11 protein-coding genes are annotated in these 13,948 nt (G+C 61.4%); all 11 read left to right on the forward strand.

The features are described from left to right. Nucleotides 1–295: 295 nt before the first annotated feature. The 11 genes from FSY45_RS12555 to aspS all read left to right on the forward strand — a co-directional run bounded on the left by FSY45_RS12555 (nucleotide 296) and on the right by aspS (nucleotide 13,941). Nucleotides 296–4,213, forward strand: a complete 3,918-nt coding sequence (locus FSY45_RS12555) for an FAD/FMN-binding oxidoreductase (RefSeq protein WP_034357568.1) — start codon at nucleotides 296–298, stop codon at nucleotides 4,211–4,213. A 111-nt stretch (nucleotides 4,214–4,324) separates the two neighbouring features. Beyond that, nucleotides 4,325–4,762: an HIT family protein gene (locus FSY45_RS12560; protein ID WP_012837122.1), complete on the forward strand. Its 438-nt coding sequence runs from the start codon at nucleotides 4,325–4,327 to the stop codon at nucleotides 4,760–4,762. A 74-nt stretch (nucleotides 4,763–4,836) separates the two neighbouring features. Beyond that, nucleotides 4,837–5,256 (forward strand): gamma-butyrobetaine hydroxylase-like domain-containing protein, encoded by a 420-nt coding sequence (locus FSY45_RS12565; RefSeq protein ID WP_003065996.1) that lies wholly within the window; start codon nucleotides 4,837–4,839, stop codon nucleotides 5,254–5,256. A 243-nt stretch (nucleotides 5,257–5,499) separates the two neighbouring features. Beyond that, nucleotides 5,500–6,231, forward strand: coding sequence for a bifunctional demethylmenaquinone methyltransferase/2-methoxy-6-polyprenyl-1,4-benzoquinol methylase UbiE (gene ubiE, locus FSY45_RS12570; protein ID WP_003065997.1), 732 nt, complete (start codon nucleotides 5,500–5,502; stop codon nucleotides 6,229–6,231). Between the two features lie 51 nt (nucleotides 6,232–6,282). Continuing rightward, nucleotides 6,283–7,284, forward strand: coding sequence for a Tim44 domain-containing protein (locus FSY45_RS12575; RefSeq protein ID WP_034362179.1), 1,002 nt, complete (start codon nucleotides 6,283–6,285; stop codon nucleotides 7,282–7,284). Nucleotides 7,285–7,423: 139 nt separating this feature from the next. After that, nucleotides 7,424–8,035, forward strand: a complete 612-nt coding sequence (locus FSY45_RS12580) for a hypothetical protein (RefSeq protein WP_003065999.1) — start codon at nucleotides 7,424–7,426, stop codon at nucleotides 8,033–8,035. Then, nucleotides 8,032–9,600 (forward strand): ubiquinone biosynthesis regulatory protein kinase UbiB, encoded by a 1,569-nt coding sequence (gene ubiB / locus FSY45_RS12585; RefSeq protein WP_012837124.1) that lies wholly within the window; start codon nucleotides 8,032–8,034, stop codon nucleotides 9,598–9,600. Before FSY45_RS12580 ends, ubiB begins: the two co-directional genes overlap by 4 nt. 35 nt (nucleotides 9,601–9,635) lie before the next feature. Next, nucleotides 9,636–11,087 (forward strand): sodium:solute symporter family protein, encoded by a 1,452-nt coding sequence (locus FSY45_RS12590; protein ID WP_046461096.1) that lies wholly within the window; start codon nucleotides 9,636–9,638, stop codon nucleotides 11,085–11,087. Between the two features lie 101 nt (nucleotides 11,088–11,188). Then, nucleotides 11,189–11,458: an FmdB family zinc ribbon protein gene (locus tag FSY45_RS12595; RefSeq protein WP_039049629.1), complete on the forward strand. Its 270-nt coding sequence runs from the start codon at nucleotides 11,189–11,191 to the stop codon at nucleotides 11,456–11,458. A 14-nt stretch (nucleotides 11,459–11,472) separates the two neighbouring features. After that, nucleotides 11,473–12,117, forward strand: coding sequence for a DUF502 domain-containing protein (locus FSY45_RS12600; protein WP_003058473.1), 645 nt, complete (start codon nucleotides 11,473–11,475; stop codon nucleotides 12,115–12,117). Between the two features lie 18 nt (nucleotides 12,118–12,135). After that, complete coding sequence (gene aspS / locus FSY45_RS12605) at nucleotides 12,136–13,941, forward strand: aspartate--tRNA ligase (RefSeq protein ID WP_046461097.1); 1,806 nt, start codon at nucleotides 12,136–12,138, stop codon at nucleotides 13,939–13,941. The last annotated feature ends 7 nt before the right edge of the window (nucleotides 13,942–13,948 follow it).

The following is a 13,948-nucleotide window of genomic DNA, read 5'->3' on the forward strand; positions in this document are numbered from 1 at the left end:
AGTCTTTCGTATTGAGTTGTTTTTGATTCGGAAATGTATGATTTTTGTCTAAATAGCCTATGAAAGATTCATCTACCCTTTGGCTGCGTGCAGCGGTGAACGGGTTCGCAGCGCCTTTGTGCACTGTCATTCAGCGAATCGCCGGGGAAATGTCGGTGGGGCTTGCTGCTTTGGCGATAGCAGGGCTGGCCACTCAGAACCCATAGCAAAGCATGGCTGAGCCTCCGTCGCTTAAAATCGTCATCCCACTGGCTTAGGGGCGCCACACAGAGGGCGCCCGACACGGTCTACCCCCATGAATGTACCGATTGCGTTGGCTGCCGCCCTCCAGGCCCAGGCTGCCGAACCCGCACGACTGCGCGAGATTCCCTATAACTACACATCGTTCTCTGACCGTGAGATTGTGATTCGTCTGTTGGGCTCATCCATGTGGGATGTGCTCAATCAGCTGCGTCAGGAACGCCGTACCGGCCGATCCGCCCGCATGCTCTACGAAGTGCTGGGGGATATCTGGGTTGTGCAGCGCAATCCCTATCTTCAGGACGACCTGATCCACAACCCCGACCGCCGCAAGTCGCTGGTCGAGGCGCTGGAGCATCGCCTGGCCGAGATCGACAAGCGCCGCGAGCCCAACGAGGATGCGCTGCGCGATCAGCTGGTGGGTCAGCTGGTGGAAGCGGCCCACCGCGCCGTGCATGAATTCAACGCCACTTTTGTCGAGGCCGAGCAGCTGCGCCGCCGCGCGCAGAAGACGCTGCGTCGCTATACCGCCAAGGACAACATCAAGTTCGACGGTCTGTCGCGCGTGGCCCATGTGACCGATGCGACCGACTGGCGCGTCGAATACCCGTTTGTCGTGCTGACGCCCGATACCGAAGCCGAGATGGCCGGCCTGGTCAAGGGCTGCATCGAGCTCGGTCTGACCATCATTCCGCGAGGAGGCGGTACCGGATACACGGGCGGCGCCATTCCTTTGACCTGGCGCTCGGTGGTCATCAACACCGAGAAGCTGGAAGCGCTGACCGAAGTCGAGATGCGCATGATTCCCGGCGTGGATCACGAAGTGCCCACCATCTACTCCGAAGCCGGTGTGGTGACCCAGCGTGTGGCCGATGCGGCCGAGCGCGGCGGCTTTGTGTTCGCCGTGGACCCGACCTCCATCGAGGCCTCCTGCATAGGCGGCAATATCGCCATGAACGCGGGCGGCAAAAAGGCCGTGCTCTGGGGTACTGCCCTGGACAATCTGGTGTCCTGGCGCATGGTCACACCCGATGCGCAGTGGCTGGAGGTCACACGCCTGGATCACAACCTCGGCAAGATCCATGATGCCGAGATGGCCTGTTTCGAGCTGAAGTACTTCGAGGCGGACGGCAAGACCCATGTGCGCACCGAGCGCCTGGACATCCCCGGCCACACCTTCCGCAAGGAAGGCCTGGGCAAGGACGTGACGGACAAGTTCCTCTCGGGCCTGCCCGGCATCCAGAAGGAAGGCACGGACGGCCTGATCACCAGCGCGCGCTGGGTGGTGCACCGCATGCCGGCGCATACGCGCACCGTTTGCATGGAATTCTTCGGCAATGCCAAGGATGCCGTGCCCTCCATCGTCGAGATCAAGGACTATATGTTCGCCGAGCAAAAGCGCTCGGGCGTGCTGCTGGCCGGCCTTGAACACCTGGACGACCGCTACCTCAAGGCCGTGGGCTACGCGACCAAGAGCAAGAAGGGCAACGGCCGTCTGCCCAAGATGGTGCTGCTGGGCGATATCGCCGGTGACGATGCCGACGAAGTGGCCCGCGTGGCTGCCGAGGTGGTGCGCATCGCCAATTCGCGCAACGGCGAGGGCTTTACCGCCGTCAGCGCCGAGGCGCGCAAGAAATTCTGGCTGGACCGCAAGCGCACGGCAGCGATCTCGCGCCACACCAACGCCTTCAAGATCAACGAAGACGTGGTGATTCCGCTGCCGCGCATGGCCGAGTACACCGATGGCATCGAGCGCATCAATATCGAGCTGTCGCTGCGCAACAAGCTCAAGCTCTGCGACGAGCTGAGCGGCTTTTTCAAGCACTCCGATCTGCCCCTGGGCAAGAGCGACGATGCCGGCGACATCCCCAGCGCCGAACTGCTGGAAGACCGCGTGCAGCAGGCCCTGGCGCTGGTGGCCGAGGTGCGCGAGCTCTGGCAGGGCTGGCTGGACGGCGTGGCCACGCTGTTCCCCGAGCTGCAGGATCACCGCCTGCGTGCGAGCTGGAAGACCCAGCTCAAGGAGCCGCTGTCCAAGATTTTCGCGGGCGCTGCCTTCCAGCCGCTGCGCGAGTCCGTCAACGAGATTCACCAGACGGTGCTCAAGGGCCGTGTCTGGGTGGCCCTGCACATGCACGCCGGCGACGGCAATGTGCACACCAACATCCCCGTCAACTCCGACGACTATGAAATGCTGCAGACCGCGCACGAAGCCGTGGCCCGCATCATGGAGCTGGCGCGCAGTCTGGACGGCGTGATCTCGGGCGAGCACGGCATCGGCATCACCAAGCTGGAATTCCTCTCGGATGCCGAGCTGGCTCCGTTTGCCGATTACAAGAAGCGTGTGGACCCCGAAGGCCGCTTCAACAAGGGCAAGCTGATCCGCAACGAAGAGTGGGATGCCCTGGCGCACCAGAGTCACGACGGTCGCTCGCCGCGCGAGTCGCTGATGTTTGCCGATCTGACCAATGCCTACACGCCCAGTTTCGGCCTGATGGGTTATGAATCCATCATCATGCAGCAGTCGGACATCGGCGCCATCGCCAACTCCGTCAAGGACTGTCTGCGCTGCGGCAAGTGCAAGCCCGTGTGCGCCACCCATGTGCCGCGCGCCAATCTGCTGTACTCGCCGCGCAACAAGATCCTGGCTACCTCGCTGCTGGTGGAGGCCTTCCTCTACGAAGAGCAGACACGCCGTGGCGTCTCCATCAAGCACTGGCAGGAATTCGAAGACGTGGCCGACCACTGCACGGTCTGCCACAAGTGCTTCAACCCCTGCCCGGTCAAGATCGACTTCGGCGACGTGACCATGAATATGCGCAATCTGCTGCGCAAGATGGACAAGAAGAGCTTCCGTCCCGGCAACAAGCTGGCCATGGCCATGCTCAATGCCACCAACCCCGACACCATCAAGTTCATGCGCACGGCCATGGTGGGCGTGGGCTTCAAGGCCCAGCGCCTGGCGGCCGACGTGCTGGGGGCTGTCGCCAAGAAGCAGACCGCACATCCGCCCGCATCTGTGGGCACGGCTCCCATCAAGGAGCAGGTGATTCACTTCATCAACAAGAAGCTGCCCGGTGGTCTGCCGACCAAGACGGCGCGCGCCTTGCTGGATATCGAAGACAAGGATTACGTGCCTATCATCCGCGACCCGCAGGCCACCAAGTCGGACACCGAGGCAGTGTTCTACTTCCCCGGCTGCGGCTCGGAGCGCCTGTTCAGTCAGGTGGGTCTGGCCACGCAGGCCATGCTCTGGCATGCCGGCGTGCAGACCGTGCTGCCGCCCGGCTATCTGTGCTGCGGCTATCCCCAGCGCGGTTCGGGCCAGTTCGACAAGGCCGAGAAGATGATCACGGACAACCGTGTGCTCTTCCACCGTGTGGCGACCACGCTCAACTATCTGGACATCAAGACCGTGGTGGTGAGCTGCGGTACCTGCTATGACCAGTTGCAGGGCTACCAGTTCGACAAGATCTTCCCCGGCTGCCGCATCATCGACATCCACGAATATCTGCTCGAAAAGGGCATCACGCTGCAGAACAAGGGTGCTTACCTGTACCACGACCCCTGCCATACGCCCATGAAGCAGCAGGACCCGATGAAGACCGTCAAGGCCTTGATGGGCGACAACGTGCTCAAGAGCGAGCGCTGCTGCGGCGAATCCGGCACGCTGGGGGTGACGCGTCCCGATATCTCCACGCAGATCCGTTTCCGCAAGACCGAGGAGATCCGCAAGGGCGAGGCCGCGCTGCGCGACAACGGTCAGCTCGGCGCCCAGGACAACGTCAAGATCCTGACCAGCTGCCCCAGCTGCCTGCAAGGCCTGAGTCGCTATGGCAACGATCTGAACAACGGTCTGCTCGAAGCCGACTACATCGTGGTCGAGATGGCGCGTGACATTCTGGGCGAGAACTGGATGGCCGAGTATGTCAATCGCGCCAACCAGGGCGGTATCGAGCGTGTGCTGGTGTGATGCCCCCTGAGTCGCTCCGCGCCTTCCCCAAGGGAGGCCGGGGCGGTCCTGCCTCGGTGTCTCCGGCCTTTGCTGAGGTTACATCGAGAAGCATTGCAATGGAGATTTCAGATGCTGGTTGAAAATTGTCCTCTGTGTGCAACCGATGGCGGCGCATTGATCTGGAGCGGTGAGAAGCTTCGCGTGATCCGCGCAGCGGAAGCTGGCTTTCCGGCCTTTTATCGCGTGGTCTGGAATGAGCATGCGGCCGAGTTCTCGGATCTGAGCGCGGCGGATCGCATTGTCTGCATGGATGCCGTGGCCCTGGTGGAGCGCGTGCTGCGCGAGCAACTGGCTCCAACCAAGATCAACCTGGCGGCTCTCGGTAATATGGTGGCGCATCTGCACTGGCATGTGATTGCGCGCTATGACTGGGACAGCCACTTTCCCGCTTCCGTCTGGGCTGCGGCCCAGCGCGAGCGCAATGAAGAGCGGGAAGCTGAGATCGCACGCCAGCTGCCTCAGGTGGATGGAGTGCTGCAAAAGGCGTTGGCCCTCTGGGCCGCGTGATGTTTTTCATCTCCGTCGGGAGATTCAAAGGGCAGCTTGAGGCTGCCCTTTTATGCATTGATTAGGAGAGAACCATGGCAGGACTGCAAGCCAATACTCCCACCCCCCAGTCATTGACCGTGCATGGCGCATCGCGCGTGCTGGAGGTTTCTTATTCGGACGGCAAGACTTTCCGCATCCCGTTCGAGTTGCTGCGCGTGTACTCGCCCTCGGCCGAGGTGCAAGGCCATGGCCCGGGCCAGGAAGTGCTGCAGACCGGCAAGCGCGATGTGGGCATCAACACCATAGAGCCGGTCGGCAACTACGCCATCAAGCCCTTCTTCAGCGATGGGCACGAAAGCGGTCTGTACACCTGGGAATACCTCTACCAGCTGGGCAGCCAGCAGGATGCTCTGTGGCAGCAATATCTGCAGCGCCTTGAAGAGGCCGGGATGGAGCGCGACACGCCCATGCCCGAGAAGGGCGCCGGCGGTCATGGCTGCAGCGTGCATTGAGCTTTGACTCCCAGGGGCTTGCATGTCGGCTCAAAAGCCGGCAGCAACGTCCCGTACACGCCACATAGCCCATGTGTACGGCACAGGGTTATTGAGGCTGGTGCTATATTTCCAATAGCTTGAAGCGCATGTGAAATAAGCGCTCAAGGCGAATTCTTTCAAAAAACCATAGTGCTTCAAAGCCTGTAGTCATACGGGGTTGTCGCTGTACGCGCAAGCACTGCCTGCTTAGCATTCTTTGTTATGAGCTCCACACACTTCGGATTCCAGACTGTTGATGAAAGCGAGAAGGCATCGCGCGTACGCGGTGTGTTCGACTCCGTGGCTTCCAAGTACGACGTCATGAACGACGTGATGTCGGGCGGTCTGCACCGAGCCTGGAAGGCTTACACGCTGATGGTGGCCAACCTCAAGGAAGGCGACAAGGCGCTGGATATCGCAGGCGGCACAGGAGATCTGTCCCTGGCTTTTTCCAAGAAGGTGGGCGCCAGCGGTCAGGTGGTGCACACCGACATCAATGAAGCCATGCTGCGCGTGGGGCGTGACCGTTTGACCGACAAGGGCGTGATCCTGCCCACGCTGGTCTGCGATGCTGAGAAGCTGCCCTTCCCCGACAACTATTTCGATCTGGTCAGCGTGGCCTTCGGTCTGCGCAATATGACGCACAAGGATGCAGCGCTCAAGGAAATGAACCGTGTGCTGCGTCCCGGCGGCAAGCTGCTGGTGCTGGAGTTTTCCAAGGTGGCCAAACCGCTGGAGAAAGTCTATGACTGGTACTCGTTCAAGATTTTGCCGACCATGGGCAAGATGATTGCCGGCGATGCCGAAAGCTATCGCTATCTGGCGGAGTCCATCCGCATGCACCCAGGCCAGAAGGAGCTCAAGGCCCTGATGCAGCAATGCGGCTTTGGCCATGTGGACTATCACAACATGACAGGAGGCGTCTGTGCCTTGCATGTGGGAATCAAGTGTTAAGTGCGCCCTGTGCGCAGATTTGTAGCGACTTTCTATAAGAAGGGAGATGAGATGAAGAAACTTTGGTCAATCGCCTTGGTGGCAATGCTGGTGGTGGCACATGGTCAGGCCGATGCAAAACGCATGGGCGGTGGCTCATCGTTCGGCAAGCAGTCGGGCAACGTCACTCAACGCGAAGCGTCTCGTGCTCCCGCTCAGAATACCCAGCAGGCTCCGCAGCAGAGTGCGGCGCAGCAAAACCGTGCTGCTCCGCCTGCAGCGGCTCCGGCCGCTGCACCCAAGAAACCATGGGGCGCCATGCTGGGCGGCCTGGCCGCAGGCCTGGGCCTGGCCTGGCTGGCCAACTCGCTGGGCATGGGCGAAGCCTTTGCCAATATGCTGATGTTCGGTCTGCTGGCCATGGTGATCATGGTGGTGGTCGGCATGATCATGCGCCGTCGCAAGGCAGCGCCTGCCGTGCAGAGCACCAGCAGTCCATTCGCCTTTCAGGGCGCAGGCAATCTGGGCGGTGATGTGAATGCACCTCAGGCACGCCAGTACAACCCCGAAAAAGTGGGCAATGACGCGTCGGCTCGTCCTTGGGAACAGAACCATATTCCCGAAGCCGCAGCTGCAGCTGGCGGCTCCATGATCGGCTCTGCCCTGTCGGGTTCGCAGAACTGGGGCGTGCCTGCAGACTTCGATGCCGAAGGCTTTCTCACGGCAGCCAAGCGCAACTTCGTGACGCTGCAGTCGGCCTGGGACAGGTCCGACATCACCACTCTGCGCTCGATGATGACCGACGAGATGCTCGCGGAAATCCGCAGCCAGCTGTCCGAGCGCGAGAGCCAGCGTGCCGGTGAACCCAACCACACCGACGTGTTGATGATCGATGCGCAACTGCTGGGCATCGAAGATCTGGGCAATGGCTATATGGCCAGCGTCGAGTTCTCCGGCATGATCCGCGAAGAGGCATCGGCAGGCCCCAGCCCCTTCCGTGAAGTCTGGAACATGACCAAGCCCAAGAGTGGCACCAGCGGCTGGCTGGTGGCAGGCGTGCAGGCGCTGCAATAAGCGCCGCAGGAGGAGATTGCTCGCGGCCCATGCAAGGGGCACCGAGCAAGGGCCGCCCCGCAGCGATGGTGCCGTCCCCCTTGGGGGGAAGGCGCAAAGCGCCACAGGGGGGAATCAATTTCATGAATAATCGGGGACTATGGCAACACAGTCCCCTTTTTCTTTTCTGGGCGGTCTCGTCGAACGCGTGATGGCCGGTCCCCAAGCTCCCGAATGGCTGGTGAGTGAAATGCACCAGCGTCTGGTGCTTTTCCTCAATCACGTGCTGATGCAGGAAAAAGAGGCCATGGACCGCCTCGTGCGCCAGAAGGGGCGTATTGCGCGCGTGCAATGGCGCCAGTATTCGGTCGCCTTGCTGGTCACTCCTGCTGGCCTGTTCGACGTGGCTCCTGCGGAGGCCGCACCCGATCTGATGCTGGAAGTCACCGAGACCTCTCCTCTGTCGCTGGCTCAGACGGCCTTGCGTGGCGACAAGCCCAGCATTCGCATCGAAGGCGATGTGCAGTTTGCCGCCGAGATCAATTGGCTGGTGGATAACGTCAAGTGGGATGTGGAGGAAGATCTGGCTCGCCTGATTGGCGATGTGCCGGCCCACACCATTGGCAAGGTGGCACGCACGGCCGCACAGGGGCTGCGTCAGTTCGTCGGCGCACGCATGGGCAGCAAGTCTGCCTCTGCTGCCGATGTCGCCAATCCTGCCGGCACGGCACCCGTGGCAGCCATGCCCGGGGCCGATTACACACAGCCATGAGCCGCTTTCTGCGGGGCTGGGCCATCCTCTGGGTGGTGTTTCGTTATGGACTCGATGAGCTGGTGCTCTCCGGGATTCCCCATCCGCGCCTGCGCAGCCTGCGCGGCGTGCTGACCTTTGGCCGCAAGCTGGACAAGCCACGTGGCGTGCGCCTGCGCGAAGCGCTGGAGGAGCTGGGCCCCATCTTCGTGAAGTTCGGTCAGGTGCTGTCTACGCGCAGCGACCTGATGCCGCCCGATGTGGCCGAGGAACTGGCCAAGCTGCAGGACCGCGTGCCGCCGTTCGATTCCCAGATCGCGGTGGACACCATTGAGCGTTCCTTTCGCAAGCCGCTGGAGCAGATCTTCATCAGCTTCGAGCGTGAGCCCGTGGCCAGCGCGTCCATCGCCCAGGTGCACTTCGCCAGGGTTCGTGACAAGTCCGGCGTCGAGCACGATGTCGCCGTCAAGGTGCTGCGCCCGGGCATGAAGTCCGTGATCGACAAGGATCTGGCACTGATGCACATGATGGCGAGCTGGCTGGAAAAGCTCTCCCATGATGGCAAGCGCCTCAAGCCCAAGGAAGTGGTTGCCGAGTTCGACAACTATCTGCATGACGAGCTGGACCTGATCCGCGAAGCCTCCAATGCCGCGCAACTGCGCCGCAATATGGAAGGGCTGGATCTGGTGCTGATCCCCGAGATCCACTGGGATTACTGCCACACCGATGTGATGGTGATGGAGCGCATGAAGGGCGTGCCCATCAGCCAGGTCGAGCGCCTGCGCGAAGCCGGCGTGGACATCCCCAAGCTGGCGCGCGATGGCGTGACCATCTTCTTTACCCAGGTGTTCCGCGACGGCTTCTTTCATGCCGATATGCACCCGGGCAACATCATGGTCAGCCTGGAGCCCGATACTTTCGGGCGCTATATCTCGCTGGACTTCGGCATCGTCGGTACGCTGACCGAGTTCGACAAGGAATATCTGGCGCAGAATTTCCTGGCCTTCTTCCGCCGCGACTACAAGCGTGTTGCCGCCTTGCATGTGGAAAGTGGCTGGGTGCCGGCCACGACGCGCGTCGAGGAGCTGGAGGCGGCCATCCGCGCCGTCTGCGAGCCTTATTTCGACCGGCCGCTGGCCGAAATCTCGCTGGGCATGGTGCTGATGCGCCTGTTCCAGACCTCGCGCCGTTTCCAGGTCGAGATCCAGCCCCAGCTGGTGCTGCTGCAAAAGACCCTGCTCAATATCGAAGGCCTTGGCCGTCAGCTTGACCCCAACCTCGACCTCTGGAGCACGGCCAAGCCATTCCTCGAGAAATGGATGCTGGACCAGATGGGGCCGCAGCGCCTATGGCATGAGCTGCAGGCGCAGGCGCCGCGCTACGCCAAGATCCTGCCCGACATTCCACGCGTGCTGCACCAGTATCTGTCCAGGCATGGCGCTGGCAATGACAGCGAGACCCTGCTCAAGGAGCTGCTGCAGCAGCAGAAAACGACCAACCGTCTGCTGCAGGCCATCCTCTGCGGCGGCATCGGTTTCGTCATCGGGCTGGTGGTGCTGCAGGTTCTGCTGCGCATCCGCTTCTGAGCTTTCCCTTTCTTTAGAGTTCGAGGAGTGCCAGCGTGCTGCTCTCATTGGTGATCGTCTACCTGTTTGTGACCATCGGCATTGGTCTGTGGGCCGCCAGACGCGTGAAGAACACGGCGGATTTCGCCATTGCCGGCCGTCATCTGCCGCTCTACATGATCATCACCACCACCTTTGCGACCTGGTTCGGGTCCGAGCTGGTGCTGGGCGTGCCTGCCAAGTTCATCGAAGGCGGACTGCATGCGCTGGTGGAAGATCCGTTTGGCGCGGGCATGTGCCTGATTCTGGTGGGCGTGTTCTTTGCGGCCAAGCTCTACCGCATGAATCTGCTGACCATCAGCGACTACTACCGCTCGCGCTATGGCCGAGCTATCGAGGTGGTCTGCTCGCTGATCATCATGCTCAGCTATCTGGGCTGGGTTTCGGCCCAGGTCACGGCGCTGGGCCTGGTGTTCAACCTGCTCTCGGGCGGTGTCGTCAGCATTCCCATGGGCATGACGATAGGCGTGCTCTCCGTGCTGGTCTACACGCTGTTCGGCGGCATGTGGTCCGTGGCAGTGACGGATTTCGTGCAGATGATCATTCTGGTCGCCGGCCTGCTGATACTGGCCTTCTTTGCCGGTGACATGGCGGGCGGCGCGGGCAAGGTGGTCGATCTGGCCACCAGCCGGGATCTGTTCAAGTTTCTGCCCGAGCCCTCGCTGCATGAAATCGTCTTCTTCATCGGTGCTGCCGTGACCATGATGCTGGGCTCGATTCCGCAGCAGGACATCTTCCAGCGCGTGATGTCGGCAGACACCGAGAAATCGGCCGTGCGCGGCACCATCATCGGTGGCGCCTGCTATGTGATCTTTGCCTTCGTGCCCATGTTTCTGGTGGCCAGTGCGCTCATCATCATGCCCGCTGAAGCCACGGCCCTGCTGGCCGATGATCCGCAGAAGGTGCTGCCCACCCTGGTGATGGACAAGATGCCGTTTGCCATGCAGGTGCTGTTCTTCGGCGCGCTGCTCTCGGCCATCAAATCCTGCGCGTCGGCCACCTTGCTGGCTCCCAGCGTGACTTTTACCGAGAACATCTGGCGCCAGTTCCGTCCCTACACCACGGACAAGGACAATCTCAGGACCATGCGCATCAGCGTGCTGGTGTTCGCGGCCTGTGTGCTTGCCTATTCGATAGCCATGGAAGGCACGCCCATCTATGAGCTGGTCGCCAGCGCCTATCAGGTGCCGCTGGTGGGGGCCTTCGTGCCGCTGGTGTTCGGCCTGTACTGGAAGCGAGCCACCACCCAGGGTGCTATCAGTGCCGTGGCGCTGGGCATAGGTGTGTGGCTGGTCTTCATGGTCACGCCCGCGCTCAACCAGGCTTTTCCACAGCAGCTGGCTGGTCTTTTGGCTGCGGTTGTCGGCATGCTGGCGGGCTCGCTGCTGCCCCAGTGGATCAGCAACCATCACCGTGAAATCGAGTCCCTGGCCGAGATCAAGGCTTGAGAGAGCAAGCCGGCTGCACCGGGGCTTGCTTGCGCAGCGCAGCAAAACCAGGGGCGGCGCCTATAATTGAGGGTTTTTGCACTTTCCCCGTTTTTAGCGCTATGCCTATCTATGCATACAAGTGTGGCTCCTGCGGTCACGCCAAGGATGTGCTGCAGAAAATCTCGGACGCGCCGCTGACCGTGTGCCCAGCTTGCGGGGCCGAGGCCTTTTCCAAGCAGCTCACCGCTCCGGGCTTTCAGCTCAAGGGTTCTGGCTGGTATGCCACGGACTTCAAGAACAGCGGCAGCAAGCCGGCTGCAAGCACCTCTTCATCCAGTGACAGTGCCGCTGCACCTGCAGCAGCTGCCCCTGCGCCCGCCAATTCCTGAGGCTTACCCACACTATGTCTGCATTGCGCAAGTGGCTGATTGCCGGTTTGCTGGTCATCGTTCCCCTGGTGATCACGCTGGGCGTGCTCAACTGGATCATCGGAACGCTGGATCAGACGCTGGCCATTCTTCCCGAAGCCTGGCAGCCCGACAGATTGCTGGGCATGCATATTCCGGGCTTTGGCGTTATTCTGACCTTGCTGATTCTGCTGCTCGTGGGCGGCATTGCCAGCAATTTCATCGGCCGCAAGCTGGTGGGCTGGGGTGATGCGCTGGTGCGTCGCATTCCTGTGGTGCGCTCCATCTATTCCAGCGTCAAGCAGGTCTCGGACACCGTGTTCTCCGACAGCGGCAACGCTTTTCGCACGGCGGTGCTGGTGCAGTGGCCGCGCGAGGGCGTATGGACCGTGGCTTTCGTCACAGGCCAGCCCAGCGGTGAAGTGGCGGCTTTGCTGCGCGATGAATATGTGAGCGTCTTCGTGCCCACCACGCCCAACCCCACCGGGGGTTACTTCGTGCTGGTGCGCAAGAGCGAATGCATCGAGCTGGAAATGAGTGTGGATGCGGCGCTCAAATACATTGTTTCGATGGGCGTGGTGGCTCCGCCAGACCTCGCACTGATCGAAGAATCCAAACAAACAACCTTGTCGCACCCCTAAGGTGCAGGAAGAATTTTCATGGCAATGCGTTCTCAATACTGCGGTCTGGTGACCGAAGCCCAAATGGGCGAAACCGTGACCCTGTGCGGCTGGGTGAACCGCCGCCGTGACCATGGTGGCGTGATCTTCATCGACCTGCGCGACCGTGAAGGCTATGTGCAGGTGGTTTGCGACCCCGACCGCGCCGAGATGTTCAAGGTGGCCGAAGACGTGCGCAACGAGTTCTGCGTGCAGGTCAAGGGTGTTGTGCGTGCGCGTCCCGCCGGCACCACCAACGACAAGCTCAAGAGCGGTCAGATCGAAGTGCTGTGCCATGAGCTGAACGTGCTCAACGCTTCCGTCACGCCTCCTTTCCAGCTGGACGATGACAATCTGTCGGAAACCGTGCGCCTCACGAATCGCGTGATGGATCTGCGCCGTCCCGTGATGCAACGCAATATGATGCTGCGTTACAAGACCGCCATCCAGGTGCGCAACTTCCTCGACAAGGAAGGCTTCATCGACATCGAGACTCCCATGCTGGGCAAGTCCACGCCCGAAGGCGCCCGCGACTATCTCGTGCCCTCGCGTGTGCATGACGGCGAATTCTTCGCGCTGCCCCAGTCGCCCCAGCTGTACAAGCAGATGCTGATGGTCTCGGGCTTCGACCGCTACTACCAGATCACCAAGTGCTTCCGCGACGAAGACCTGCGCGCTGATCGCCAGCCCGAATTCACGCAGATCGACTGCGAAACCTCTTTCCTGAATGAAGAGGAAATCCGCGCCATCTTCCAGCGCATGATCAAGGAAGTGTTCCAGACCCAGCTGAACGTGGATCTGGGCGAGTTCCCCATCATGACTTACCAGAACGCGGCCTTCCGCTTCGGTTCGGACAAGCCCGACCTGCGCGTCAAGCTGGAGTTCACCGAGCTGACCGACATCATGGGCGACGTGGACTTCAAGGTCTTCTCCACCCCCGCCACTACCAAGGGCGGTCGTGTCGTAGCCCTGCGCGTGCCCGGCGGCGCTGCCATCTCGCGCGGCGAGATCGACGGCTACACCGAGTTCGTCAAGATCTACGGTGCCAAGGGCCTGGCCTGGATCAAGGTCAACGAAGTGGCCAAGGGCCGCGAAGGCCTGCAGTCGCCCATCGTCAAGAACCTGCATGATGCTGCCCTGACCGAAATCCTCAAGCGCACCGGCGCCCAGGATGGCGACCTCATCTTCTTCGGCGCCGACAAGGAAAAGATCGTCAACGACTCCATCGGCGCCCTGCGCCTGAAGGTCGGCCACAGCGAATTCGGCAAGAAGAGCGGCCTGTTCGAAGACAAGTGGGCGCCTCTGTGGGTGGTGGACTTCCCCATGTTCGAACATGACGAAGACAGCGGCCGCTGGGTGGCCGTGCACCACCCCTTCACTTCGCCCAAGGATGGTCACGAAGACCTGATGGACACCGATCCCGGCAAGTGCATTGCCAAGGCCTACGACATGGTTCTGAACGGCTGGGAACTGGGCGGTGGCTCGGTGCGTATCCACCGTGCCGACGTGCAGGCCAAGGTGTTTGAAGCCCTGAACATCACGCCCGAGCAGCAACGTGCCAAGTTCGGCTATCTGCTGGACGCGCTGCAGTACGGTGCGCCCCCCCACGGCGGTCTGGCCTTCGGCCTGGATCGTCTGATCACGCTGATGACCGGCTCCGACTCCATCCGCGACGTGATTGCCTTCCCCAAGACACAGCGCGCCCAGGATCTGCTGACCCAGGCTCCCTCGCCCGTGGACGAGAAGCAGTTGCGCGAGCTGCACATCAAGCTGCGCAACCCCATGGTGGTCACCACCGAGGCTTGATTCCCAA

Origin of the sequence: Comamonas sp. Z1, from assembly GCF_008121555.1 — a bacterium.
Taxonomy (GTDB): Bacteria; Pseudomonadota; Gammaproteobacteria; order Burkholderiales; family Burkholderiaceae_C; genus Comamonas; species Comamonas thiooxydans.